At 48.0% G+C, this 26,235-nt stretch carries 27 protein-coding genes; 9 read left to right on the top strand and 18 right to left on the bottom strand.

All coding sequences use genetic code 11. The annotated features are described in order from the left end of the window. Window positions 1-205: 205 nt before the first annotated feature. From GJR95_RS37270 to GJR95_RS37245, 6 genes are all read right to left on the bottom strand, one after another. On the bottom strand, window positions 206-658 hold the full coding sequence (locus tag GJR95_RS37270; protein ID WP_162390700.1) for a DUF5990 family protein: 453 nt from the start codon (window positions 656-658) through the stop codon (window positions 206-208). A 318-nt stretch (window positions 659-976) separates the two neighbouring features. Continuing rightward, a complete protein-coding gene (locus tag GJR95_RS37265) occupies window positions 977-1,885 on the bottom strand; it encodes a helix-turn-helix domain-containing protein (RefSeq protein WP_162390699.1) in 909 nt (302 codons plus the stop codon). A gap of 15 nt (window positions 1,886-1,900) precedes the next feature. Then, entirely contained in the window at window positions 1,901-2,245 is a 345-nt protein-coding gene (locus GJR95_RS37260) for a hypothetical protein (RefSeq protein WP_162390698.1), read from the bottom strand. 256 nt (window positions 2,246-2,501) lie between these two features. Then, a complete protein-coding gene (locus GJR95_RS37255) occupies window positions 2,502-3,416 on the bottom strand; it encodes an SDR family oxidoreductase (RefSeq protein WP_162390697.1) in 915 nt (304 codons plus the stop codon). Window positions 3,417-3,946: 530 nt separating this feature from the next. Next, complete coding sequence (locus GJR95_RS37250) at window positions 3,947-4,453, bottom strand: SgcJ/EcaC family oxidoreductase (protein ID WP_162390696.1); 507 nt, start codon at window positions 4,451-4,453, stop codon at window positions 3,947-3,949. 71 nt (window positions 4,454-4,524) lie between these two features. Continuing rightward, window positions 4,525-4,755 carry a helix-turn-helix transcriptional regulator gene (locus tag GJR95_RS37245; protein ID WP_162390695.1) on the bottom strand — a complete coding sequence of 77 codons (231 nt, stop codon included), beginning with the start codon at window positions 4,753-4,755 and terminating at the stop codon, window positions 4,525-4,527. Between the two features lie 278 nt (window positions 4,756-5,033). Here GJR95_RS37245 and GJR95_RS37240 point away from each other — a divergent pair, with 278 nt between their 5' ends. Further along, window positions 5,034-6,038, top strand: a complete 1,005-nt coding sequence (locus GJR95_RS37240; RefSeq protein WP_162390694.1) for an IS110 family RNA-guided transposase — start codon at window positions 5,034-5,036, stop codon at window positions 6,036-6,038. 8 nt (window positions 6,039-6,046) lie between these two features. Here the strand turns inward: GJR95_RS37240 and GJR95_RS37235 are convergent, their stop codons facing one another. Together GJR95_RS37235 and GJR95_RS37230 are read right to left on the bottom strand one after the other, a co-directional pair. Beyond that, entirely contained in the window at window positions 6,047-6,400 is a 354-nt protein-coding gene (locus GJR95_RS37235; RefSeq protein WP_162390693.1) for a hypothetical protein, read from the bottom strand. A 401-nt stretch (window positions 6,401-6,801) separates the two neighbouring features. Then, window positions 6,802-7,602 (bottom strand): carboxylesterase family protein, encoded by an 801-nt coding sequence (locus GJR95_RS37230; protein WP_162390692.1) that lies wholly within the window; start codon window positions 7,600-7,602, stop codon window positions 6,802-6,804. Window positions 7,603-8,167: 565 nt separating this feature from the next. Here GJR95_RS37230 and GJR95_RS37225 point away from each other — a divergent pair. The 3 genes from GJR95_RS37225 to GJR95_RS37215 all read left to right on the top strand — a co-directional run bounded on the left by GJR95_RS37225 (window position 8,168) and on the right by GJR95_RS37215 (window position 11,213). Beyond that, window positions 8,168-8,797, top strand: a complete 630-nt coding sequence (locus GJR95_RS37225) for a hypothetical protein (protein WP_162390691.1) — start codon at window positions 8,168-8,170, stop codon at window positions 8,795-8,797. 669 nt (window positions 8,798-9,466) lie between these two features. Then, the gene (locus GJR95_RS37220) at window positions 9,467-9,748 is read left to right on the top strand and encodes a hypothetical protein (protein WP_162390690.1); all 282 of its coding nucleotides are present in this window, start codon (window positions 9,467-9,469) and stop codon (window positions 9,746-9,748) included. Then, window positions 9,714-11,213, top strand: coding sequence for a T9SS type A sorting domain-containing protein (locus GJR95_RS37215; RefSeq protein WP_162390689.1), 1,500 nt, complete (start codon window positions 9,714-9,716; stop codon window positions 11,211-11,213). The genes GJR95_RS37220 and GJR95_RS37215 overlap by 35 nt, the downstream gene beginning before the upstream one ends. A 521-nt stretch (window positions 11,214-11,734) precedes the next feature. Here the strand turns inward: GJR95_RS37215 and GJR95_RS37210 are convergent. From GJR95_RS37210 to GJR95_RS37195, 4 genes are all read right to left on the bottom strand, one after another. Further along, window positions 11,735-12,880, bottom strand: coding sequence for an epoxide hydrolase family protein (locus tag GJR95_RS37210; protein WP_162390688.1), 1,146 nt, complete (start codon window positions 12,878-12,880; stop codon window positions 11,735-11,737). A 14-nt stretch (window positions 12,881-12,894) separates the two neighbouring features. Beyond that, complete coding sequence (locus GJR95_RS37205) at window positions 12,895-13,155, bottom strand: hypothetical protein (protein ID WP_162390687.1); 261 nt, start codon at window positions 13,153-13,155, stop codon at window positions 12,895-12,897. Next, window positions 13,130-13,348, bottom strand: a complete 219-nt coding sequence (locus GJR95_RS37200; protein ID WP_232540980.1) for an epoxide hydrolase N-terminal domain-containing protein — start codon at window positions 13,346-13,348, stop codon at window positions 13,130-13,132. Before GJR95_RS37200 ends, GJR95_RS37205 begins: the two co-directional genes overlap by 26 nt. A 146-nt stretch (window positions 13,349-13,494) precedes the next feature. Then, a complete protein-coding gene (locus GJR95_RS37195; protein WP_162390686.1) occupies window positions 13,495-14,361 on the bottom strand; it encodes a helix-turn-helix domain-containing protein in 867 nt (288 codons plus the stop codon). Window positions 14,362-15,160: 799 nt separating this feature from the next. On the opposite strand from GJR95_RS37195, the gene GJR95_RS37190 reads away from it, so the two are divergent. Both GJR95_RS37190 and GJR95_RS37185 read left to right on the top strand, forming a co-directional pair. Further along, window positions 15,161-15,991, top strand: coding sequence for a helix-turn-helix domain-containing protein (locus GJR95_RS37190; RefSeq protein WP_162390685.1), 831 nt, complete (start codon window positions 15,161-15,163; stop codon window positions 15,989-15,991). Between the two features lie 77 nt (window positions 15,992-16,068). Next, window positions 16,069-16,614 carry an SgcJ/EcaC family oxidoreductase gene (locus GJR95_RS37185; protein ID WP_162390684.1) on the top strand — a complete coding sequence of 182 codons (546 nt, stop codon included), beginning with the start codon at window positions 16,069-16,071 and terminating at the stop codon, window positions 16,612-16,614. Window positions 16,615-16,760: 146 nt separating this feature from the next. Here the strand turns inward: GJR95_RS37185 and GJR95_RS37180 are convergent, their stop codons facing one another. From GJR95_RS37180 to GJR95_RS37155, 6 genes are all read right to left on the bottom strand, one after another. Further along, window positions 16,761-18,401, bottom strand: coding sequence for a carboxylesterase/lipase family protein (locus tag GJR95_RS37180; RefSeq protein ID WP_162390683.1), 1,641 nt, complete (start codon window positions 18,399-18,401; stop codon window positions 16,761-16,763). Between the two features lie 162 nt (window positions 18,402-18,563). After that, on the bottom strand, window positions 18,564-19,331 hold the full coding sequence (locus GJR95_RS37175; protein ID WP_162390682.1) for an SDR family NAD(P)-dependent oxidoreductase: 768 nt from the start codon (window positions 19,329-19,331) through the stop codon (window positions 18,564-18,566). Window positions 19,332-19,456: 125 nt separating this feature from the next. Next, on the bottom strand, window positions 19,457-20,332 hold the full coding sequence (locus GJR95_RS37170; protein ID WP_162390681.1) for a helix-turn-helix domain-containing protein: 876 nt from the start codon (window positions 20,330-20,332) through the stop codon (window positions 19,457-19,459). Window positions 20,333-20,689: 357 nt separating this feature from the next. Further along, complete coding sequence (locus GJR95_RS37165; protein ID WP_162390680.1) at window positions 20,690-21,172, bottom strand: cupin domain-containing protein; 483 nt, start codon at window positions 21,170-21,172, stop codon at window positions 20,690-20,692. A gap of 758 nt (window positions 21,173-21,930) precedes the next feature. Next, window positions 21,931-22,374 (bottom strand): hypothetical protein, encoded by a 444-nt coding sequence (locus tag GJR95_RS37160; protein ID WP_162390679.1) that lies wholly within the window; start codon window positions 22,372-22,374, stop codon window positions 21,931-21,933. Window positions 22,375-23,220: 846 nt separating this feature from the next. Further along, window positions 23,221-23,796 (bottom strand): helix-turn-helix domain-containing protein, encoded by a 576-nt coding sequence (locus GJR95_RS37155; protein ID WP_162390678.1) that lies wholly within the window; start codon window positions 23,794-23,796, stop codon window positions 23,221-23,223. 426 nt (window positions 23,797-24,222) lie between these two features. Here GJR95_RS37155 and GJR95_RS37150 point away from each other — a divergent pair, with 426 nt between their 5' ends. The 3 genes from GJR95_RS37150 to GJR95_RS37140 all read left to right on the top strand — a co-directional run bounded on the left by GJR95_RS37150 (window position 24,223) and on the right by GJR95_RS37140 (window position 26,109). Next, window positions 24,223-25,257 carry a ligand-binding sensor domain-containing protein gene (locus GJR95_RS37150; protein WP_162390677.1) on the top strand — a complete coding sequence of 345 codons (1,035 nt, stop codon included), beginning with the start codon at window positions 24,223-24,225 and terminating at the stop codon, window positions 25,255-25,257. A 199-nt stretch (window positions 25,258-25,456) separates the two neighbouring features. Then, window positions 25,457-25,699, top strand: a complete 243-nt coding sequence (locus GJR95_RS37145) for a hypothetical protein (RefSeq protein WP_162390676.1) — start codon at window positions 25,457-25,459, stop codon at window positions 25,697-25,699. After that, a complete protein-coding gene (locus tag GJR95_RS37140; RefSeq protein ID WP_162390675.1) occupies window positions 25,696-26,109 on the top strand; it encodes a putative toxin-antitoxin system toxin component, PIN family in 414 nt (137 codons plus the stop codon). The genes GJR95_RS37145 and GJR95_RS37140 overlap by 4 nt, the downstream gene beginning before the upstream one ends. Window positions 26,110-26,235 lie beyond the last annotated feature (126 nt).

Below are 26,235 nucleotides of genomic sequence, written 5' to 3'. Positions count from 1 at the left end.
CAGCTTAGCCGATGCCATTGTTGCCAACCCTGAATGCCTAAAGAGGAGGATGCTGCCAGCCCAGTGCGATTTGAATGGCCTGTTGAAGCGCAAAAAACAGAGAACGTTTGTTAACCTGGACCCCTCGCCACACTCGCAGTTTTGTTCCCTATTGGGTAATTTTTACCTGAATGACGTATCCTTACTCGTCGTGGCAGACCTAAATTTAGGCGTTTAAATGATTAATTTTCCACCCACCGAATGGTTTTACGGTAGCACAAGCTGGACTTCCGTCTTTTGCGGATCCCGGTACCTGTGTTTCCAGCACTAATTCCGAAGAGAGAATGACTTCTTCGATGGTATCCCAGCTAATTCCGCGGAGCGGCACTTTCAATCGCCCTCCCCAGATAGACTCCCTCTGCCCGGCGTAGGTACCGATATCGATATAAATAAATTTTTCCGGCGGAGGGCCCTGGACAAAAGACCCGGAAAAACCCGGTTTCTCATCGGTCTGCCGGTCGCCTTTGACGGTGACGGGGCACTCAAATCGAATGTCCTGCCCACGGGCCTGCTGAACCTGTACCGGTTCATAGGCATGTCCACTGCCCTTCTGGAGCCCGAAATCTACCCCGCCCGGCGGCTTTTGCAGGACAACTCGAACGATCAACTCGTGCTTCATACTAATTTATGACTCTGGTTCAGTACGATGAGAAGTTTTGATGGGATATCATTTACTGATCTCCCTACTGATTTCAATTCCACTCAGGTACGATTTATGTGTTTACCCTATTTTAAGACGGTTTCTAAGGGCGTCATACTGGTACATGGTACAGGGTGAGAAAGTTGTTCTATTCATAGCTTCTTAAAGCGCCCCATTATTGACGTATAGGTATGACGGGTATCTATTCGTCTCAGGCGGGAGGGTATTCTGAGACGTATCACATACAATTTGTGTCAAGAAATTTCAGTTGAAAACTTCCAATTGGGTAGTTGGAAGTCAGTTAAACGAAGCCCTGAACTCCAGCGGACTCTGGTTGGTCTTGGCTTTAAAGAGCTTATTGAATGATTGCGAATGCTCGAATCCCAGTTCATAGGCAATTTCGCTGACAGATAATTCCGTGGTTGTTAGGCGTTCTTTGGCTTTGGCAATCAGCTTTTCGTGGATGAGTTGCTGCGTGGTTTGTCCCGTGAGCTGCTTGAGTAAACTGCTTAAATATTTGGAGGAAATATGCAGCATTTCGGCAATCTGCTGAACCGTGGGCAACCCTTTGGCAATCAGGTTCTCGCCATTGAGGTAATCCGTCAGTATGTCGTCAAGTCGTTCTAAATGCTTACTGTTGGTTATCTTGCGGGTGATAAACTGACGCTCGTAAAACCGCTGCGCATAGGTGAAAAGTACTTCCAGATGAGCAATGATTACGTCCTGACTGAATTTATCGATAGTAGAATTGTACTCCTGTTGGATGGTGTCGATAATGCCCTTGATGAGGGTTTCTTCTTTGTCGGACAGAAACAAGGCTTCGTGGGCAGAGTAACCAAAGTAGTCGTACTGTTTTATTTTTCTGGATAGGGGCGTATTCCACAAAAAGTCAGGGTGAATGAACAGCATCCAACCGTCAAGCTGATGCGGTACACCGCCCTCCTCACCCCGCAGAATCTGACCGGGTGCCATAAAGGCCATCAAGCCCTCATCAAAATCGTATTTTTGCTGCCCATACAGCAGTTTGTCACAACCTCGTTTCATTGCCACTACGTACAGATCTAACATGACGGCCTTGATTTCTGGGGCCGCTTTAAGACTTTTCAGGTCGATTAGACCGATTAAGGGATGATGAGGTTTGGGCAGACCCATCAACCGATGTATTTGCGTAATCGATTCGATTCGATACGGTTTCGGCGTTGCCATGGTGCAAAAGCGGTTTTAGAATTTGAACGGATACGTCAACCAAATCAAAAGCAGCGGCATCGCCAGAAACGGAATTTCGATCAACGCCATCGATGTATTGCCGGCTCGCAGTGACAAAGCCATGATCAGAACAATGGTTACTGCGTTTAGTAGATTACTGATGAAGAAGGTCTGCGGAAAAAGCAACATCAGCCCGATAACGATGGATAATACGCCAAAAAACGGCATAATGGTTTTACGAATGCCTAAATCGGCCATCATTTTGGTTTGTTCGGCATTGGCAGGCTGAAAGGCATCCCAACCGTGTTTAATGCTCAGGAATGCTGAGATTAAAATAAGTACTATGCTTATGACTTTCATCGGTTAACTTGATTTACGGTTTACTGAATTCGTTTAAATTTAATAGTCTTCCCCAAGAGAGAAATGCCTAAGTAGCCACGAAATCCCAATTGGTTGATGCTTTTTATAACCTGATTGGACTGCCCGTTTTATTACTGATATATACAGTTTTTGGGGGGTACAAGATAAAAGCATCATGGAGACTATTCCGATAAAACCTATCCGTTTCATGGTGTTATTTGTGCATTACAAATTGAAAAGGAGAATCCGAAAAGGACTAAAAGTCAACTTTGGCTAGCTCTTGCGATATCTCCCATAATTTCAACGAAACATGTGCATCCTCCGCTTGTGCAGGTATTTTGGCGACAGATGGAAATCCCCGAGTCTCCATCATCTTGTTTGGTCCGTAATACACACCTCCCTCAGCCTCTGGAGCAGTAGCGGCATATAAGGTTGGCAAGGCTCCCTGTGCAGAGGGCTGAAACAAAAATGGAAGAAACGTTCTCGCCATGCCTGCGGCACTCCATCGCCCAGCCCCTGTAATAAGCAGATTGGTGCGGGAAACACCTGGATGGGCAGCCATACTCGTGATCCCCCAACCGTGTTTTTCACTTTGCCGCTGAAATTCTAAAGCAAACATCAGGTTGGCCAGTTTTGATTGACTGTATGCTTTCCCGGGAACATACGAAGAGGTTGACTGAAGGTCATCAAAAATGATTGTTCCTTCCCGATTGGCTACACTTGACAGGGTAACAACACGCGCATCGGGTGATTGACGTAATAAGGGAAGAAGTTGTGCGGTCAGGGCAACGTGACCGATATGGTTCGTGCCGAACTGTAACTCAAAGCCATCGGCCGTTTCGAGTCGTTTAGGTGGCGTCATTACGCCAGCATTATTGATGAGTAGATCGATGGCTTGCCCTTTTGAGATCATTCTCGAAGCAAAGGATCTGATTGATGACAGGTCTGCAAGATCTATTTTTTCAAAACTCACTTTGGCTTTGGGGTTACTCTGTTGAATGCTGGCAATTGATTCCGCTCCTTTTTGAGGATTACGTCCCATCACGATTACATTCCATCCCGCCGATGATAGGGCCAGTGCATCTTCATATCCAATTCCTTCGGTACTCCCTGTAATGATCGCTAAACCGCTGTTTCTTGGAGGAATATCGGCTATTGTCCAATTTTTCACTTTCTGCTGTGTTTACTGTTTTTGTTGAGGCAAAGGTGGGTGACATTAAAAAAACAGCTGTAGCCAAAAGTCGTATTGTTGTAGTGGAATGTACTGCATCAACAAAAACAGCCAATTTTTTGGGATAGCGTATTGACAGACTTGATGCGAGCGAAGTGCAGTATGTAAATTTTGGACAGATTTCCCGCGAACCTGATACCTAGTCGCTTTCAACGATGAACCTGGTTTTCCAAGCAAGGCGTTTTGTCGATGGTCATAGCTGACGGATTTTTGTCAATCTTCCAACAGGCATATTGACATGAGGACCTTTAAAAACGCCCTATTTATGGAGCAGATGTATGATGGCTCTATTGTCTCACTTTTGAGCCTTTAATGAGAATACGTCCCTATTCGTCACAGCACATACGTACGTATACAAAAAGATTGGTAAAATAAATGCCCCGAAGGGCATCTAATTACAGCGTACATGACAGATGTTTCGTGAAAGGAAAGTGAATGTTGCTCAATGCTGCCTATGTTTGCTTATCGCATTATTTATCAGATGATTTATGCGGTGAAATTAGTTGATTGATAAGGGTCATCTGCATCGAGACAATCTTCCATTCATCGTTTCTCTTTTCAAAAACATCAACTCTCCATTTATAATCGGTATCGCCTTTTTTGTATTGGCGAAAGGGTACACTATAGTCTTTGTCAGCAAAAAGGGTTTCTTCCGTGTAGACAATGACTACAGTAGAGGTTAGAAACCGCACTTGTTTAACGTCAAATCGCAAGGAGGTTGGCTCTAAGCAGCATGGACCCAGCAACTTGAAATGGGAAAGAATTTCTTGTTTGCTTTTCCAAATTTCACCCACAAAATTGATCAAGGTTCCATCCTCGGTAAAATAACTGCTCAAGGCTTCCCAATCATGTTTATTCCAGGCAGTCTGTTGTTGTTGAATGATACGCCTAATGGTCATTTCATCTTTTTCGTGGCTTTGGGCTAACACCGCCGTTGTCAGAAAAGCGAATACACAAGCGAAGAAGGTCTGTTTCATACGAGTTGTTTTTAGGACAAAACTAGCTCGGTAGGCTGCTCGCTGACTAGTACAAATACGACATTTTCACCTTAGTGAAATATGCTTTTCACGGCCAGGAAGGACTGCTTTTCAAATTCATCGGAGATGTCTTTGGGATTCGCATTGGCAAATACTTTAAAATCTCGGATCAAGTGCATCTGGTCGAAATAATGGCATTCGTAAGCTACCTGTGTCCAGGTAAGTTGAGGATTCGTTTCCTTGAGCAACCACGCCTTCCCAAATCGAACCAACCGACTATAGAATTTTGGCGAAACCCCCATTCTGTCTTTAAACTGTTAGGTTTGCCTCTCAAACAAAACCCAGAAAGACTGCTGGCCTTTGTCACTAAAAATCAAGACCTTTCAAAGGGTAGTAGGGCGAGCTAATCTTTAAACTAGGGACAGCCCTATCGGTGCGATATAGCTCCTACTAACCTTTGAATGCAGAGCCAGGAACCTATAGGAATTGAGGCATAAGGCCTACCATCACACCGGGCCGCCGGGCGGTTACGTTCAGCTGTCTGCTACTCATAGTGTATCACCTAAATCAGCCCTTACCCATGATCGCTTACAACTACTTTATTGGTACTGATATTGGCAAGACCACTAACGCCATTTGTGTGATTGACCAACTGGAAAATCGGAAGCTCGAACTAACCATTCCCAATTCCAAAACTGGGATGGAGACCTTACTCAAACAACTCAATAAACTGCCTGACTTCAGGCTAGAAACAACTTTGTTTTGTATGGAGCACACCGGGATTTACTGCCAGCCGATGGTTAATTTCTTTTATCCCATCGGCGCTAATCTTTGGTTGCAGTCAGCTGTCCACATCAAACACTCATTGGGTTTGAAACGCGGAAAAACCGACAAAGCGGATGCCCGGTTGATTGCCAAATACTGTATCCGCCATCAGCGAGATCAGAGGCTCTTTAGGCTGACAGATAAAGCATTATCTACGATTCGCCAGCTCGTCCAACAGCGCGAACGGCTGATGGAAATGGCCAAGGCCTTTACTGATTTGAGTCAGGACTATCAGGCGATGGGCCTACTGGCTGAACTGAAACTCCATGAGCAGACTAGTGGGGTAGCCTTAGCGGCCTTACGCAAACAACTCAAGCTGGTAGAGACTCAGATTGAATGCCACATCAAGGCTTCACCTGAATTAAAAACGAATCTGGATCTACTCATGAGCATACCGGGTGTGGGCCGACAAACAGCCCTATTCATGCTCATCTTTACAGGCAATTTTACGCGCTTTACGGACCCTAAAAAGCTGGCTAGTTATGCTGGGGTTGCGCCTTTCGCTTATGAGTCGGGCACGTCGGTAAGGGGCCGAACGAAGGTCAGTCAGATGGCGAATACAAAATTGAAACATCTCCTACATATGGCCGCCTTAGCTGCCGTTAAAGCCAAAGGGGAATTGAGGGATTATTTTGAGCGGAAAGTAGCGGCAGGGAAGCGCAAGATGAGTGTTTACAATGCGATTCGCAACAAATTGGTGCATCGTATGGTATCCGTCATGGATCGAAGAACGGCCTACACGGTGGTATATATAAAATAGAATAATTTTTAGATGACAGGGCTTGTTTTGTTCATAGGAATCGCTCGTTCAAACTGGCGGTTGCTCAGGCAGGCTTTTTTGACAAGGGCATCAATCTTGAGGGTGCCCCCGTACTTGATTAGTTCAGGGATAACGTAATCGATAGAAATAGGCTGTCTAATTTTGGAGAGTAGCGTGAACATAAATTCATCAGCCAACTTTTTCATATCAGTGAAGTCTGTGGTATTCCTTAAGGCGTCCAGAACAGACGTAACGGCGCTTCCAAACACGGCTTCACCATCATAGTCTATTTGGATCATTTCCTGCATCGATTGCCGCAATAACCGATAGAGCGTTCCCGGTTGAAGCCCGATCTTTATCATGAGGTGATTCGGCCCAATGGAGAGAATATGACGTTCGGTTTGAGGTCCACTGATCGTACAGCCATAAAGTGATCGAACTTGTTTTGTCAGGATGTCTTCTACTCTTGGCCTGTCAAAGGGATAAAATAAGATAGAATGTTCCGGTAAGGTGGTTATTTCGGACAAATTGGTTCTGAGCCACTTTTGGTGATGATAGTATGTTCATAAAGTATGCTATCATCCCTCCTGTTGCCATTTCAACTTGAAGTGCAAACGGTAACTTCACAACCTAACCTGGTTATAGTAGCACTAACCAATGCTTCCAGAGCCACTTTGGCTTTAAAGGCAGGCGAGTGCTGCTTGCGTTTTGCTTTCATTTTGAACCACTATTTACAGCTTGTTTTTCAACTTAGCTAGTGGTCCTAATTTGGGGGAGTACTATACTTTTTAAACGAAAAGAGCCAGGGAAGTAGACTTGGGTCAGCAAACGCATTGATCCAACTGTTGTGCATTACGCCTGGATATTCCGTGTACTTTACCTGCTTAGCCCCCTTCTTTTGTAAGGCTTTATATAAATCCCGATTGGGTTGTACAGGAATAACATTGTCGATCTCACCGTGAAAAATCCAAAGCGGGACATGACCTGCATTTTCGGTGTATAAGTTTACGTTGGCTTGGCCGCAAATGGAAAATGCGGCCGCAAAATAATCGGGATAATGAATCACTAAATCATAGGTGCCGAAACCGCCCAGTGAGAGGCCACCGATATACATTCGTTTCTTATTGGCTAGTTTATGGTCGACTAAACTATCCATCAACTGTTTGACCAACCGCTCGGGGGTTGTTAGCCCTGCGATATTTAAGGTACGGTTGTAGGCCTCTGTCGTATCGGATTTAGTGAGGAACCTGTTCCAGGTGCTATCGGTGGGGCATTGGGGGAAAATAATAATAGCCGGAAACTGGTTGCGCAGGGAATCGCTTAAAAATAAAGAGGCCCCCAGATCCAGCTGATGTTCATTATCATTCCCTCTTTCCCCCGCCCCATGCAGGAAAACGACAACCGGGTATCGTTTATTTTTTTTATATTTTTCAGGAAATAACATTCGGTAGCACAAGGTATCGGTCCCCTGAATAAAGACCTCTTTTTTGTATTTGCTGAAATCTTGGGCTTGTGTGAAGTAAATAGATAGTAATAGTATAAGTACAGAGCCGATTTTTTTCATACAATTTAGTTAGCACTACTTTTAAATCTGTTGAATACTTTACTGATAATGAGATGAGTTATTACACGCGGGAAAGTATAGTTCAGCTAACGGGGTTAAACTTCGTCAAATTAATGAGCTCAATTATTTTACCACAGTGGGGCAACGGTTCTGATATGCTCTAAGGAGCCTCTTGTTTGTCGATTCCGTACGATTTCGGACAACTTGACGTGGTAGTGTCCGCTCTACTAATTTGTGATCAATACGACTGGAATACCAGCCTAGTGGTATGTCCCGGTGGGGAACCACAGCTCAGTTCAGTTGATATTTCCCTCGCTAAATTCTGGTAGATTATGGTCTCTTTAAGGGCCCTATTTATGGATCAGATACATGAACACTTCTTCGTCTCAGATATGAGCCTTATTTGAGAATAGCTGATTGATGATATTCGCTCTGGAACGACTTTACTGGATTCACTAAAGCTGCCTTAACGTTCCGTTAACATTCTTTTACTAGCCATTAACAAAAAAGTAGAACAAAATCATATAGGTTTGTTGAAATTCCGTGGTAACTAAAAAAACAAAAAATGATGAAATACGCACCTGTATATGCTTTGCTATTTTTGTTTATTTTTTGCACCGCTTGGAAAGGACAAAACAAAACTGGTCTACCAGCATATCCTAGTAAGTCCGAAATCAAAGACGTAATTTCCTCTCACGGACTAACCAATAGGACTTCAACTCGCGCCAACTTTTCTGGTGAATGGAAATTGAATGAGTCAAAAAGTGAACGTGTTGGCCAGTTTCCACTTTGCATATTCGGAGGAGGGGATCGGATGAGATCCAAAATAATGAAAATAGCCGGTCATGTAGATTTTCTAACGATAGACGTAGCAAGCTCCTCTGTTGATGGGTCGCTGGTTACTAGACAAGAGAAACTGATCTTCGACGGGAAAGAAAGTAAAGCTACTTTTGTTGGAAGCCCAAGGGAGATATCTATGGCAAAGTGGTCAGATGACGGCCAAACGATGACAATTAACTCGGTTAGATTCCTGGATTCAAATCGTGAGAAAGCAGATTTTAAAGTAACAGAGGTTTGGACGTTGATTAATGATGGAAAGTCTATCTCTGTCCAGGTCAATTCGAGCTCAACCTCCCGCGAGAATACGATGAAGCTCGTATACGATAAGCAACTGGCGGCAAATTACCGCTTCTAAGAGGAAGAGTATAATCGGTTTCTAAATATGGTCAAAAGGCAAGCCCGACGTTTAGTGTTGGGCTTGCTTGTTTTAATTCCAAACGGTACCAACACGTCGTTGGTACACCCTATCTCCACCATATTGTCTTCACGTTCCTACTTGATCATAGCCGTGTTCTATTCGGAGTACCTAGATTAGCCGCAGAAAATAGCCCCTAACCCCTGGTATCAAACCAACTAGTCTAGCCATCAGTTCTGTTTGATTATCGGCTCCTGAAACGCCCCATCTAAGAAGCAGATATATGTATAATTCGTCGTATCACTTGGGAGCGTTTTTGTTAGACAGTTGTACAGGCAACATATTTGTTCACTACATCTAACTACTTAGGGACAGAAATCCACAGTAGTTAGTAAAAGCAGCTTTGGTAGTGTCTCCGTTTGATATAAAACAAAGCATGGCTGGTAATGGCCCCAAAAGCACTAACGGATAGTAGACTTAGTCTAGAACATTTTAATAGGATTATAATCTTTTCAATTCGCCAGTATAATTAATTTGTATATAGTATAATACGAGCATAGGCAGTGTGATAGATAATTTGCCGTTGGTACACAAGTAAAGGGATTCATCGCCTGGAGTTAATTATTATTACTGACTTCTCGAATCATTTTCATACTAAACACCTCGGCTGTGAATAAGACTCCTACGATTCGTTCACTGGGTTGGTTAATCGGGTTGATTCTGCTCTTCTCCTGGAACTTACAGGCGAAGAGCAAGCCTCCTCACCATTCAGTTCAATTCACGAAGTTCTTCAACGTACCGACTCCCCCCATCCCTCCTGACCCTGACCCTCCCATCAGCCGGACGGCCACCGTGGGGCAATCTTTTCGGCTAGAGCTGCCTGACTTACTCCCTAACCGAACGAACGAGCATATCGGTGACGGGGATACCCGCCAATGGCCTGCATTTTGAAACGGGCCTTCCGCCAGCCATCCAGGGTGTACCCCTGACCGCCGGGGTGATGAACTTAACCCTGGTCAACGGCACAGCCACTGCCACCGCCTGGCGAGCCATCATCATTACCGTCAACCCTGACCCCAACCCCCCTCTTCCTCCTGACCCTGACCCTCCCATCAGCCGGACGGCCACCGTGGGGCAATCTTTTCGGCTAGAGCTGCCTGACTTACTCCCTAACCGAACGAGCATATCGGTGACGGGGATACCCGCCAATGGCCTGCATTTTGAAACGGGCCTTCCGCCAGCCATCCAGGGTGTACCCCTGACCGCCGGGGTGATGAACTTAACCCTGGTCAACGGCACAGCCACCGCCACCGCCTGGCGAGCCATCATCATTACCGTCAACTCAGGGCCAGGAAGCGCCCTGACGCTGCTGGCCCCCACCTATAACTGTGCCACAGGCGTATTTCACTTCAACACCAGTGGGGGCGATGGTAGCCCCATCACCTTCTTTGCCATTGGCATCACGGGGCCGACGACGAATCCCGATCAGTTTGTGGATACTGATCAGCGCACGGCGAGCGATGCACCTCCTATCCTGCTTCAGGCCATGCAGAACGGCACGACCGTAACCTACCTCTGGGATATTCGCGCTCAGTGCCCGGTCAATCAACCAGGGGGAACGCTGTCACTGCTGGCCCCCACCTACAACTGTGCAACGGGTGGGTTCCGGTTCAATACCAACGGGGGCGATAATAGCCCCATTACCTTCTTTGCCATTGGCATTACCGGCCCAACGACGAATCCCGATCAGTTCGTCGATACGGGTCTGCGCACGGCGGCCGACGCTCAGCCCTTACACCTACAAGCCACTCAGAGCGGGGTGACGGTGACCTATGTCTGGGACATTCGGGCTCAGTGCCCCCTCACGCCCCCTCCGCCGGGGAGCGCTCTGACACTGCTAGCCCCCACCTACAACTGTGCAACGGGTGGGTTCCGGTTCAATACCAGCGGGGGCGATAATAGCCCCATTACCTTCTTTGCCATTGGCATCACGGGACCGACGACGAATCCCGATCAGTTTGTGGACACTGAACTACGCACCGTTAATGATGTTCAACCGATTCTGCTCCAGGCTACCCAGAACGGTACAACGGTGACCTACCTATGGAACCTGAAAGCAGCTTGTGGCCGGGCGCGGCTTAGTGCGTCTGAACCAGAGCGTAGATTGAGTGTTAAGTTATTAGGTAATCCCGTCCTGGGCGAGATGGTGCACATCGAGGTGAGCGGAGCGGAAGGCCAGCCCCTGTTAGTGTCTTTGATCAACCAACAGGGACGCCCCGTTAGCGAGACCCGTATTGTGAAGGCGACTGCCGTTGAGCGACTTGAGGTAAAGCTGGGCCGTTCGCCAGGCGTGCATCTGCTTCAGGTGAGTACTCTCGATCAAACGGAAGTGGTGCGTGTGGTAAAGACTGACTAATTTACCCAGTCTACTTTAGGAGGAAATGCCAAAGCCCGGATCGCTTACCGACTTTAACAGGAAACAGGATCAGAGATAGTATGTATAGCTGTTCCTTTAAACGCCCATTTCTTGAAGCACGTATATGAATCCTCTACCGTCTCACCTGGGAGCATTAATGTAAGACTGTTGGATATAAACAAAAAAAGAGGTGGCTAACCTCTGTCGCCCTACCGATGCTTTGGAAAATTTCCGACCCCTTTGACGGCCCAGCCGGCGACGGTTAGGACGGAACCAGGGGTATTCAAAAAGTCAATCGAGTATCTTAAGGCAAGTAAGGTGTACTGAAATAATCTGTTGATAGAAAAGCCTCGTCCGTTGAAACTGGACGGACGAGGCTTTGACTCGATGAAATACGTGCTGGGGTAATCACCTCATTAAACACCCTGCCTGGCGTTCTAGGGAACACCAGTTTTGTTCATCAAACTTCTGGGTATCATCCGGTCGGCCGGGCGCCAGAAGACGCTTAATCGTCACGAAATCTAGTCCTCAAAGAAAAATGCACTGACTTCGGTCGCCCATAAGGCCGGCACTTCCAGCGCGGCAAAGTGCCCTCCTCTTGGCATCTTCGAGAAACGCTTTACGTTCACCATCCGTTGGGCCCAGTCTTGGGGAGTCGGAGCATCCGCCGGGAAGATGGCCACGCCGGTCGGCACCTTTACATACTGAGTTGATTGGAGCCCCCCTTCGGTTGTATAAGCGGCCAGCATTCCTTCTCGATACGTTCGGATGGATGTATTGATCGTCTGGGTGATCCAATAAATCATGATGTTGGTCAGCAGTTCATCCTTCGTGAAGCTGTTTTCCAGATTACCCTGGGTATCGCTCCACCCGTAAAATTTTTCAACAATCCACGAGGCCAGCCCCACCGGCGAATCGTTCAGTGCGTAGCCAAGCGTCTGCGGCTTGGTCGACTGAATCATATTGTAAGCCCCTTCGGCATACCACCATTGTTGAATGAACTGGCCAAACTCTTGTTCAGCGGGCGACATCGACGACCCGTCTTCGGTGCCCATCGGATAACCCACGTCGGTGAGGTGAATGGCCTGTAGGCGGTCTGGGTATTGATTGGCCAACGATTTGGTAATGCCCATGCCCAGATCGCCACCGGCCGCGACGAACGTGTCATACCCCAACACCTCTGTCATCAACTTCGCCCACAGATTCGCCGTCGCATCCTCGTTGAGCGCGACGCGATCGGAAAACCCGAAACCCGGAATCGACGGCACGACCACATCGAAGGAATGCGCCGGATTTCCCCCGTGAGTCGCCGGGTCGGTTAGCATCGGAATGACTTTGTAGAAACGAACGAAGCTATCCGGCCATCCGTGGCTCAGGATCAGCGGTTTAGGGTTGTCGCCTTTACCCTTCGCGTAGACGAAATGGATGCTGACGCCATTAATAGTCGTTGTAAACTGCGGCAGTTCATTCAGGGCCGCTTCCTGTTTGCGCCAGTCGTAGTTGTTTTGCCAATACGCCACCAACTCACGCAGGCACTCAGGATTGGTACCGTAATTCCAATCCGCATTTTGGGGTTCATCGGTCCACCGGGTACGTGTCAACCGCTGCTGAAGATCGTCCAGTACGTCCTGGGGAACCTGAATGGTAAACGGATTAAGTTGGGCCATGCTCTTAAGGATTGTTATCGATTAAAGATACGGGCTGACTGTGACAACCCTATGTCAGCAGGAACTCGCTGGGAAGCAGAAAATAAACGATACTGGTACGTTGCGTTACGGGTTAAGCTGACCGAAAAACGCCCGCACATCCGACATGTCTCATTCGGGGCTTCCATCGTCGTAATGTGCCCACCCTTGTCGAACTCAGACCAGTGAGGCATGCTTCCATCCCGGTCGACCCACCGGCGAATGGTGTTGTCAGCAGCAAACACGGCGACTCCCATCGGCTTCCTGTTTGCGCCAATCAAATGCATACCGCCAATAAGCCGCCAGTTCCTTTATGTAACCAACCGGTACGCCCCGGCTCCAGTCATCAACGGGAAGCTGATTTGGCCAGCGGGTGTTGTCAAGGCGTTGGGGCAGATCATCGAGGGCAGTTGGGGGAACTTGGAGCGTGAATGGATGTACATTCTGCACAGGTGAAAAGGGTATGAGGTAAGGATTGCATCGGTTGCAACTTACACAGCCCTCAGGCAGACAGAATTGGCATAATGTCGGTTAAAATGGTAGTTTTTGTCCCAGTCCTCTCAGGTTTCAACAATCGGGTAGGTCTTCACTACCGTTTACTGCCTCCGGTACGCTAAGGGCGTCATCCCAACCCGGTTCCGGAACGCTTTGGTGACGTACGACGTATCGGCGTAGCCTAGGTAGTAACAGATTTCCTGAACATTCATGCTGGTCTGGCGGAGCAGGCTTTGGGCTTCCAGAAAAACGGCATCCTCAATAATAGTCTTGGCCGACCGGCCGGTTTGGGCCAGCAACACCTCGCTGAGGTATTTAGGGGTGATACGCAGCCGGGATGCATAGTAGGCAACCTCCTTTTTTGCCAGAAACTCCTGCGCAACCAGCCGGTGAAACTCCTGCACTAATTGGTCCGCAGCCGACAAAGCCGGGTTCTGCCTCCCCAGTTCTCCCTCGTGAATCTTACGCACCAACAGCAACAATGAGTAAGTAAGACTGGCTACGATATCCGGCTCATTGCTAAACTGGTTCAAGACCCGAAAAAGCCCTTTTACTTTAGCGATGTTCTCCTCGTCTAAGATGGTGACATGCTTACCGCCGGGCAGGAAAAAGGGCAACGAAGCCCAAAGTGAAGTAGTGACCAATGGGGTTAATAACTCGGACCGGAACAGAATGGTATCGGCGGGTATGTCAGGCGTGCCGTATTTCCACTGCGAAACGATGCCTGGCCCAATGGTGATCAACGAACCCTGCTGCATTGGATACTGCCGACTACCGACCTCGAACGAACTGCCCGATGCGTAGGTGAGGCCAATGCCATAAAAGAATGTGCGGAACGGAAACCGTATGGCGGCCTCGTGGTAGGTTAGGTGGTCGACCAGGATGTAGCCTTTGTCGGCATCAGATGTATGATTTGTTGTGATGTAGGCATAGACATCAAACGAATCGAGGTCCATTTTTTTATTCATTCGTTCACGGTCAGCTACCAGATTTTAGTACCCGCTTAGCCAACAGTTTACGGAATATCTCCTGTATCGACGTTGTTAAGCAAAAGAAGTAGAGGAAATGACTAAGTCTAAACTGTCTTATTCGTTTATGACATAGTCTGAACCACTCCTAGTTCCAGAGGTAGTTCGGGGGTTGACATATCAAGTGAATCGGCGAATAGGCTGTACAGATTGAATTAAATGAGTATTTCAGCCCAGCTTTCTGTGTTAAGTTCCATCATGTACCTTTTGAATACATACGGCCCACCGCAGTGACCGTTCTGGGTTGGACTCGGAATATTACCGACAGCCCGTACGCCGGAGCTGGCCGGCCGCCTGATTGGTAATGCCCAATAATAAGCGTTGAATAACTGGTAGGATGGCGTCTTCTCAAGCGCCCGAAAATTGAGGCATCACCGTTAGCCTCTTTCGTCTCATATGGGAGCGGTTACTGAGAAAACGCAAAACAGGGGTTACATACCAGGAAAGAACACTGCAAATCTGGTTCGGTAGTCTAATATAAAAGGTGGTTTAAAGGGTGATAAGATAAGTAGAACGAAGGCCCCGTAAAGCATCGAATGACAACGTGCGTTACTGATACCCGTAGATAGTTGTTGCTTTTCCTAGGTTGGCTGTGGTTTTATGAGTAGCTTTTTGTTTATTCGTAGGGCAACCCCTAAGAAGTTGAGATGCGTAGGCGTTCACCCAACCGCTTACAGGCCAGCTAAACGGGTACCCGATTCATTCGAAAAGGAACTGCTTTTCAACTAGCTCTAGGACGATGTTCATTCAGTTCTATCCACCCAAACCCCTGCTGGCTAGCTTTATAAAAGGCTATCAGATTGTGCATGTCCAAACGCCCACTGGCGTGCCCTTGCCAACCCATCCCTTTCCGCCCCATGCAGTACAGAACCTCTCGTTCTATCCCCGCGATCCAATCGAAGTCTTTCACTATGGAACCCGACAGAGGGCTACTGCGCCCAGCTGCATTATTGTAGGGCCACAGCTTTCCCGGGTTGACCTAACTATGGGGCGTGACCTGTTAATCGTGGCTACTTTTTTTCAACCCGGTGGCCTACATCGACTATTGGGTATTCCCATGAGTGAGCTGCTGGATCAGGCCCTGGATGCGTCTCTGCTTTGGAATGCCCAGATTCGACAAGTCGATCAACAACTGCGGGAGACGACCAATTACCCTCAAATGCAGCAGATCGTCGAAGCGTTTTTGATCCGTCGACTCCAGCAAAAACAGGTTGAGATGCGCCCGATTGATGCGATTTTCCGGCTTTTGGAAGACCCCACCCGTCCCGTATCGCTACAGTATCTGGCTAGTCAGGCCTGCTTGAGCCCCCGGCAATTGGAACGGAAATTCTATGAACGGTTGGGGCTGGGACCCAAAACGTTCACGCGCCAGGTACGCTTTAGTCAGGCCATTCGCTTAAAAGAAAAACAGCCTGATTTAGATTGGCTGGAGGTGGCGGTCTGCTGTGGCTACTACGATCTAGCTCACATGCGCCGGGACTTTACCGAATTTGCGGGCTCTACGCCAACCTTACTCTTGCAAGAAGAAACCCAGTCGCTCGTGCGGCCTTATACATCTCACAATTTTTAGGGACAACGATGTCGTTTTTGTACCCCTATGGCCGGCAAGAAGTAGGTAGGTTTGTGCCCATCAAACCTCGATCCATTATGAAACGATTCATTTGTTGGGTTCTACTTGTCATGCTATTTCCACCTGCTTATGGCCAATCGAAAGCAGCCGTGTCAATGGGACTAAACCAAAAAAACAAGGACGATCAACAAGCGATTGAGCGCCAGGTGGAGGCCTTCTTTACAAGTTGGAACAAGCATAATTTTGGGGATATGAAAAACTACATCGCTCCCGATTGTGATTTTGTCAATATTGTGGGGATGCATTGGAAAGGGCGAGCCGACATCCAGTACGCCCATCAAGTGTTTCATGACATCAGCTTTCACGATATACCCTTAGCCAAGCGGGCCGTATCGATTCGGTTCGTTAAGTCCGACGTTGCGATTGTTCATGTGTTGATGCACGTGATGAAGGCATACATTGCGCCCGATGGGTCGAAAGCGGGCGACAATGATGCGTTAGCTACGTTTGTTTTTGTTAAACGAGGGGCTGTCTGGCTGGTTGAGGCCGTCGAAAATGTGGTGGTGAATGAAGGGGCGCAAGCTGGAAACCCCATTACGGTGAGAAATCAATCAAAAAAATAGACCATCCGTGTAGTCTCGACTAAACTCTCTTTCGTTCACCGTAGCTTTAAAATGCCCATTTAGGAGCATATTCATGAACGTTCTGTCGTCTCAACTAGGAGCCTTTTCTAAGAAGCATTCATTGGTGATTCCAAAGAGGGTTTGCATTAGGGGCGAATCTCACCATCTTGGCGGGCTAGTCGATCCAGTACATCGTAATACTGATCCCGTAAACCGTATCGGGTCTGGATGGGAATACCCAGGTCTTGATAGACATTCGTCTTGGCGTTGTAGAGCGGCCAATAGGGCCATTTACGGCCACCCTTAGGACCATTTGGGCTCCCATGTTGGGCAAACGTGATCCAATAATCGCTTAGTGCATCGGCAAGCATGGCGTCATCAGGGGCTTGACCATCATTTACATAAGCTGTCCAACTGGCTGGCACTTGGCCAAACACAAAGGGCAATTCGGAGGTATGAACAGCGGGAATACGATCACTTGAAGCATTGGTAGAAACCCGGGTAAACTGATACAGATAAGCTTGCCCACCGGCACCGATCACCAGCCGAGCAAGTGCGCGAGCCGGAGCCCCGAAGCCCAGATCCCCCACTAGCTGCTGCGATTGGGTTACGAGCTGGGCAGTATCCTCAACCGGATATAAGCTGGCCAATGCCCCGCTTGTATCCCCTAAGTCACCCTGGCCCAGCAGGGTATAGTACCCCGAAAGGCTTTGGGTCGGAGCACGTGGCTGGAAACGGATGCCTTCGGCGGCTGTTGTACCCACCAGAATGGGTACCCGGTTCCAACGCCCCAATTGGATGGCTTTATCGAGGGGTAAAGGCAGCACCCTCCCATCCACGACGGGACCAAACCAGACCTGATAGCCCCGCAGTGGGCCTTGGTGGGGACGTGGGTAGGCGGCCACCAGCCGGTCTGTGGATACAGACCGGAGAGCCGAGGCTGCTGACGCATCGGTACCGTCTATACCTAGCGTTTTAGCGCCCATCAGCGCCAGTGCTTCCGCTTTTTGACGGCGAAGTATGCCATTATGAAGCCCAGTCCCACTCTGCAAAATGGCCCGGTGAAAAAGTCCTTTAGCCAGGGGGCAAGCCAGAAGTTCGCCCACCGCAAACCCGCCGACGGATTCGCCAAAGAGGGTTACATTAGCCGGGTCACCCCCAAACTGAGCAATATTTCGTTGCACCCATTTCAGGGCGGCAATCTGATCCAGAAGCCCATAATTGCTGCTACCTTGTTGGGTGGATTCTGCACCTAGCGCCGGATGGGCCAAATACCCCAAAGCACCCACCCGGTAGTTTATCGTCACCACGACGACGCCTTTGTGGGCCAGTACCCGGCCATCGTAGCCCCGGGCACTGCCCCCCAAATACCCTCCGCCGTGAATCCACACCATAACGGGGCGAGTGGGGCGCTTTGTGGCAGTCGTAAACACATTGAGTGACAGGCAATCCTCGCTGGTAGGTCCCCAACTCTGGGATTGTTGGGGACAAGCGGGACCATATTCGGTGGCCAGTCGCAGCTCCTTCCAGGAAGGAACTGGAAAGGGGGGCTGCCAGCGTCGGTTGCCGACGGGAGCCGCTGCATACGGAATTCCCCGAAAATTAGTTACCCCGCTGGCATCCCGAACACCTTTTACGTGTCCGGTTTCAAGCCTGACCAGGGGATCCGTTTCAGCAGTCGTACGCCAGGCCTTAAAGGGGACAACCCAGAAATCGTCTCCCCGATGATCGGTAAGCAGCAGTAACGGAAAAACAAGCCACCCACAAAGGGCTATCATCGTTCGCATAGGACTAAAAAGGTAAGGTGAGTGGTTGATACGCTTACCGGTTATATCGTGGTAATAAGCCCATATCGCTACGTTTCAGAACCGGAACCATCAAAAAGGCTTGTCAACAACCAGTAGTTTTGAACTCATGGTTCTAGGTATGTACAATCAGGGACTACCTGATTAATGATGAGTAAATCCACCATCGACATTGATCGTTTGGCCCGTAATAAAATCACTGTCCTCCGAGGCCAGAAATACCACAACTCCCGCTAAATCGGTTGGCTGCTGCCGACGTTTGATGATTTGTCCTTCAACCACCATCTGCTGAATATAGCCCACCGTTTCAGGGTCGGCCATTTGCTGCACGCCCTCCGTTACCGTAAAGCCCGGTGTGACGCAGTTCACATTGATGCCCGTGCCCGCTAACTCACGGGCCAGCGCCCGGGTAAACGCCAGGATAGCCCCTTTCGAGGCCACATACGGCAGGAGCATGGGGGTACCGGCCCAGACCGTATCGGACGAGATGTTGATAATCTTCCCTTTTCCCTGCTGGCGCATACTGGGTATCACCGCTTTACTACACAGCCACATGCTTTTCACGTTGGTGGCCATGACCCGGTCCCAAATTGCCTCCGAAACCTGGTCAAAGGCCGTTAATGGAGGAATCAGTGCTGCATTATTGATCAGGATATCAATTCGGTGGTAACGTTGCAGGACCTGGGCTATCATCGCTTCTACCTGTTGCGGCTCCGCTACATCGGCACTTATTTCCAGGGCCTGCCCACCAGCTTGGTGTATCTTGGCAAGCGTATCGGCACAGGATAGGATGTCAATGGCGATCAGTTGAGCCCCCTCGCCAGCGAGGGCCAGACAGTACTGCTGCCCGATACCACGGGCTGCTCCCGTCACAATGGCCACTTGGTTTTTTAGTCGCATGTCAGTTTTCATATAACCGGTAGGATGACCTGACGGCTATCCAATGGCCAATCCATGAGTAGCAACGAGCCAGGAAGTTAACCCAAAAATAAAAGGCGACAGGGCACGGAAATTGGTAAAAAAAGGACTTTCTCGAATCAAAATCGTAAGTCGATCCGCTCCTGGTAGAGTCGGTCCGTTAAGCCCAGTTGTTTCTCGGGGGACTGTGCCTCCAGCCGATGAAAGTCAATGGGTGTTAAGCCGGTAAAGTCTTTGTAATCTTTCGCTAAATGCTGATAATCATAGTAGCCACACAGAAGGGCAATGCTTAGCCAGTCCTTGTCGGGATGGGCATTTTTAAGTTGAAAGGCTTTATCAAAACGAGCCACTCTGGCCAGTAAAGAAGCGGGTATGCCCATCCGCTCCCTGAACTTGCGTTCGAATTGCCGTGGGCATAAACAGGATTGGCTGGCCAGCCAATCCAGGCCGGGCCAATCCATTGAAATTGACTGGGTGTTGTGCAACAGGAGTTTAGCTACTTTATCAATACCATGGGCATTCTTTATAGATCGTCTGATCAGTCTTACGACAAACGACTCTACCCTTTCAAGCATTTCAGCATACGAGTTGGCATTTTTTAACTGTTCCGTGAGCGTTCGTATGTCTGGTGAGAAAACAGCCTCTGCATCGATATAGGTGTTGGTTAGCTCGTAGGCGGGAATGCCCGTTAAGCGGAATAAAACACCGGGTTGAAACTTGATATTGAGATATAAAAATTCCTGTCCAACATGCCGATTAGTCACCAATGTATGTTGACCATGAATGAAAGCCTCTGGTCGTTTGGTTTTATTCGTTTCTCCTGGATATTGAACGTATTCAGGATCCCGGAGAAAAAATTCAATGGAGTCACCGGTTTTTGGAGTATAAGCTTTGACCGGGATGGGTTCATTGGGAGCAAATACCAGATGGACGATACCGATATTTTCGATGTACTCCCGTAAAGCAGGGCTGGGTAAAAAACCTCTCAGGAGCATAGGCCATCCTTGTTGATCAGACCACTAAATTTACATTGTTCGCACCATTTTTTCCCATTAGTATATCGCAACTATAAACGGAGTTTATCGACTCCCTTAGAAATTAATGTCAGTTTACATACTCATGTAAAACCTAGAAAACAAGCTTATTCAGGGACCTATTCCGCGTATCGCGAAACGCCAATTTCTTAAAATAGATATATGAATTTTCTATCATATCATGAAGGAGCGATTATTGAGACGAAGTTAAAAGGTCTACAATTTCCAATTTTTACACTCTTGTTTTGTTAGGCTGTTGAATAAATAGTGTCAAGCCACGCCTTGGGCAATACGATGCTACCAGCAGTGTTTAACTAGTCATGATTTGATTTTTCTAATCAGACTAATGATGGCAAAAATCAACCTCCGTTTAAAACCCAGTACAGGTATCAAGCCATGATGCTTCATAATGTCCTGTAGTTTGTTAAAATCCGGAAGTCCATCGGCATTCAATACCATAGCGATGTCTTCAAAATAGTCAGATCCAAACGCATTACCCGGTGTTGTGCGGCAGAGAAATTCAACCGTTTCATTCGATTTATTTTCAAACATATGGATAGCCCCCAAAGGAATAACAAGCTTTTCACCCGGACCAATGTCTGTCGTTTTGCCGTTTACCGTCCATCTAACAATCCCTTTTTCCCCGTATACAGTTTCCTCAAAACCCTGATGATAATGTGGCATAGGAACTCGGCTTGAGGGCTTGATACAACAACGGAATTCGCAATATTCATCGTTTGTATCTCTGCCCTCCCTAAGGAAGTCAACTGTAATCCCGGCTTTATACACTATACTTTTCATATTGCTTCTTTTGTTTTTATCATTTTATAAAAAGCACAGTAGTTATGTTTATGGCTTCGTGTCTGTAAACATGACTGGTAGCTAGCCGATTGATTACCGCATTTTGTATTGCTTTAGTATTCGGCAGGCCGGCTGCTTTGTCACATGGACGCTGCTCCTCCAACTTAAACCTGACTAATTGGGGCATTTGCTCTGTCAACCACAACCTGTAAATGGAAGCCTGAATTTACCTAACCGGGGTGTTGAATTTGTCGCCGAAACGCTAGCGCTCACGCACTGCTTTTTGGTACACACCCAACCTAGTATTGGGCGCGATTTTGCGGAGCTAGTATTGACTAAATGACTGATAGTTAGTCAACACGAGTGTCGTGTTTTTTACGTCACATTAGATAAATCGGACTCTTACTAGCAAAGAAATCTTTTTTGCAATAGAATGACAAGCTTCCTGAAATTATTGCCATCTTACATCACCTTACCATAAAGTCTCTTTTAACGCCCCATTAAAGGAACAAATGCATTAAGACTTTATCGTCTCAGTTGGGAGCGTTTCGTGAGATGAAGTGACTTGTGGCTACAAATTCAGGGATTCTTCAACTATCAGGTAAAGTCGGGACTTTGACAGTATATACGAACGGTTTCGTATTCAGTCGCAAGCCGCCCAAGAAACGCCATTTAGGCTTAGGTTTTCGTTGCGAGCGGCTCGTTGACAGCAACGGGGTGTTAGCCAGCGTACCAATTGGGTTTTTCCCATTCACCTACTATGGATTGTGAATGAATTGGTGATCGCCGGTGCGAGGCCCAGACTGCACGCTCCACCCTGACCCAACCGTCACCGTCCAGCCCTCGCCACGGATGGTAGTGCCCTCAAGCCGAATTGGTCCAGCCAGCACGCGCTGGCCGTCGTCGCGGATCAGTACGCCCTTCGTTGCCTCCAATGTCCCCCACTCACCCTGGGTGCGGTAGGGCAGGACGAATACCGTCCCGGCTCCAGGAATGGGCGTGGCTCCTACGGCGTTGAACGTCGCCCCACCCCCTGACGGAACCATCAGCACAGGACCCTCCACAAAGCGCTTCCGCAATTCGAGTAGACGGGCTTTTCGCTGTTTGTCGTACTCCTCTTCTGCGGAGCGGATTTCCGAGCCACCATAACGGGATGAGGCCCCGTCCGCATCAGCAGTTGGCCTGATATCGAGAGCGACCATGACCATCTGCCCCAAGTCGGAGTTGCTACGTACATGGCGTCTCCAACCTACTGACACCGCATCAAGAAGCACCCCGTAGGCCGTACCAGTGGCGTAGGCTTGTTGCAGAAACGTCTCGTGTCCTTCGGCTGCGGCCAGGTGCTCGATGGTGCTTGCCACTGCCTCAGCATGGGAGTCAGCCGTGACGACAATACCCGTGTATTGGGCTAGACCTTCCCGAATCTCTTCGACGCGCTCGTTCTCGGCGGCATTGGCAAACTGCGAACGTCGCTTGAGTCGGAAGGCGGCTGCATCGCTCAGTGTACGTTTGCGGTCCTCACCCGACTGAGCCAATGCCCGTGACAAGGCACGCCACTCCAGCCGCAGCCAGATTCTGCCCTCGAACGTATCTAAGTGCGCATTCTGGCCGGAGAGGGGCATCAGCCCTAGCTCCGGTTGAATGCGGTGAAACAGTTCGTGCAACATAAACTCGCGCCGTACGCGCGCCGTTGGCAGGGCCGTGGTGAAGTCCCACATATAGGTGACCCAACGCGAACCACCCCACTCAACGGGTGAATTTGTGAAGCCCAAAACACGCGGCCAGTCGTCTGTCGGACGAGGTTGATTGGTGGCCAGTGTGTGCGTGCGCGCGTCGGCAAATACCATCGGCCCACACAACGAGAGTCCCCACAATCGTCCACTATCCCGTTGGCAGAGGGTGGCAGCCTCCCCAAAATAAACGTCGGCCCGTTGCGGATCAACCTGGCCGATTGTGGCATTGATAAGACACAGTGACAAGAATACAGGGCCCAGCCACGAGGTACAGATACTGAGTTGTCTATTCATGATTATACTGGTAGGAGTACCCTAACGGATGATGGGAAAACTGATCGAATACACCGTTTCACGACCCCGTTTGATTTGCCAATTCGCTATCAGAATAATCATCGAATTAGCCAGGTAGAGCGTCAGAATAATCGGAAGAAACACAAACGGTGAAAGTATATACGATGACTTCCCGAAGAGACTGACGATCCAGATAAAGAGAAAGCCATAGGTAATAAAACACCAGGTGATCTGGAAGTTAATAATACGCCTTCCGAGTTCATAGACGCCCTGCACTTTATCCCGTTTCATCATCCAAAGAATTAGCGGTAGAACCAGGTTGCCCAGTGGAATGACCCAAAACGAAAGTGTCGCTAAGTTCATCAGCTGTAAAAATGCCGGGTCTGCTTGTTTGATAAAATCCAACAATTCGTCAAGGGGTGTCCCTAAGGCCTGGGCGATCAAGCGGAGCGTATTCCCGCGCGGTTCCGTTTGTCCGGCTTCGATTCGTTGCAGGGTTCGCAGATTGATTGACGACTGGTCGGCGAGAGATTCCTGAGTAATGCCTTTGCTTTTTCTGAGCGACTCAATTTTTTCGGCTAACAATCCCTTACTCATTGTTGCGTTATTTTAATCAAATGTAGTTTGGAAAGGACGTTTGTCTGCCGGTTTTAACCTGACATTTCTACGGCATTTATGTCACCAGAAAACAAATTCACTCGTTACTCTCTCCTACGACCCACTAACAGCTCACTCAAGTATAGTTTAGACTAAGCCTCTACTCGTCAAACGTCCACGACGGCATCGCAATGGCCGGTAGGTCAGAGCGGCCCACCTTGGTCATTTAAAAAGTAGATAAATGAACCTGCCTTCGTCTTATGTTGAGGAGCGTTCCTGTGAGATCTTTGTACATTGCTCGGCCTTTTATAGTTTGGGAATTTTTCATCTCGTTAACAACCCCATAATAAAAGCTCAGCACAAAAACGAGTAGGTTTGCGGCCCACCGCAGTGGTTAAATCCATTGGGCCATAAAAAGAAATACTGATGAAGTACGTACCCCTATATGCATTGGTCTTGCTGGTTGCTGTTTACTCATCCAGTAAAGCACTCACCAAAACTGACCTGCCAAAAGACACCATCAAGGCCGAATCCAAACAGCTAAGTACAGCCTATGGACCTAGCCATATCACGCGTACCATCAAGCAAGATCGAAAGGGCAATATTTGGATAGCAACATTTGGTGGGGTGTATCGGTATGATGGAAAATCGTTTACCAATGTGACCAGTCAAGTGAGTTCAGCCCATTTTTTTTCGGTGTTAGAAGATCGAAAAGGAAATTTTTGGTTTAGTACCGTTGGCGAAGGGGTCTATTATTATGATGGGAAATCCTTTCAACAGTTTACCACCAAAGAGGGCCTGGCCCATAATGTGGTGACTAGTATTTATGAAGATAAAGCCGGTACTATTTGGTTTGGTACGGGAGGTGGAGCCAGCCGTTACGATGGGAAATCCTTTCGAAATTATAAAATGAATGAAGGGCTAAATTTAACACCGGACGAAAGACTCTTGCTGAAGGATAATAATGATGTTAATTCGATTATTGAAGATAAAACCGGCAAATTCTGGTTTGCCACCAGGGGCCATGCCTACCTGTATGATGGAAAAACATTTACCGTTCTCACTCATGAGGGCACCCCGTTTATAAATGTTCGTACGATCATCGAAGATAAAAATGGGGCTATCTGGCTGGGGGGGCTGTATGGTCTTTGGCGCTATGACGGCAGTCGCTTTACCAATTTCACCGAGCGTGGTGTTGCGTATGTTTACGAAGATAAAAAAGGCAACATCTGGACGAGTTCACTAACGAATTGGGGTTGGTCACTTTTCCGGTATGATGGCGAAACGTTATCAACCAAAAATCCCACGGTAACCGAAGTAGAATTAGAATCTGACGATACGAAAACCATGCTTTTTGGGATTTTAGAGGCTACTGATGGCCGTATTTGGTTCGGCTCAGGTGGGGCGTATCGGTATGATGGAAAGAGCATTACCGACTTTAAGAAGAAAGAGATTAACTAAAAGATGTATCGCTGTTTCCTAAAACGCCCATTTTCTTGAGACAGGAATAAACTTGCCCGATTTAGCTTTTTCAAATAAAAGTAGCTTTCCCAGAATTGGACTTCTAGTGAATAAGTAGCAAAGTCGTATAAAAATCGCACGTGAAACTTAACAAGCGGCTGTTTTCGTTAAATTTGTGTACTGTTAATCAATTCTAGCTATGGTTGTCTCACCCCGATTAACCAATGCCCAATTGGCCTTGCTTGAACTGTTCAGCTTCGAGATGAGTGAAGTCGAGGTGCTGTCTATGCGTCATGCGCTGATGCAACATTTCCGTACTCGGCTCGAAGAAGAGGCTCAAAAAGCCATTCAGCAAAAAGGCATAACCACTGCACAACTTGAAGAGCAATTGACTTTCGAGAATCGTACCGAGCGGCTAGGCCAAATACGGTCTGCTCAGTGAAAGTGGTTATTGATACAAATGGCCTGCTCCGCTCGATTCCTCGGGATGGATCTTACCGTTGGCTTTATGATGCATTTGCTGACAGGCAGTTTATCTGGGTTGTCAGTACTGAAATCTTGCTTGAATACGCTGAAATGACGAGCTATTATTATAGCTCTGTAGCTGCTGAGCTGGTCACATCGCTTTTGCTAGCGGCTCCCAACCACTTGCGGCAGGAACCTTACTTTCATTTTGGTCAAGTCAGTGCTGATCCAGATGACAACAAATTTGTGGACTGTGCTATTGCTGCTGGTGCCGATTGGTTGGTGTCCGACGATCATCACATTCTTAACTTGTTGCGGGAAACAAATCGGTTTCCACCACTACCCATCTGTTCTTTCGAGGAGTTTAAGAAAATTCTGAATCGATAGTTATTCAAGTAGAATCATGATCGTTGATTGGCTACCACAAATAACCAATGAGTGTTTGTGATACGTCTCATTTTGGGGAGCGTTTGGTGAGAAATTTCCTTTTCAATGGCTGCCTAATATTTTAAT

This window comes from Spirosoma endbachense (genome assembly GCF_010233585.1).
Classification (GTDB): Bacteria; Bacteroidota; Bacteroidia; order Cytophagales; family Spirosomataceae; genus Spirosoma; species Spirosoma endbachense.
Note: the sequence above shows the minus strand (reverse complement) of the source record. Positions and strands in the feature narration are given on the sequence as shown.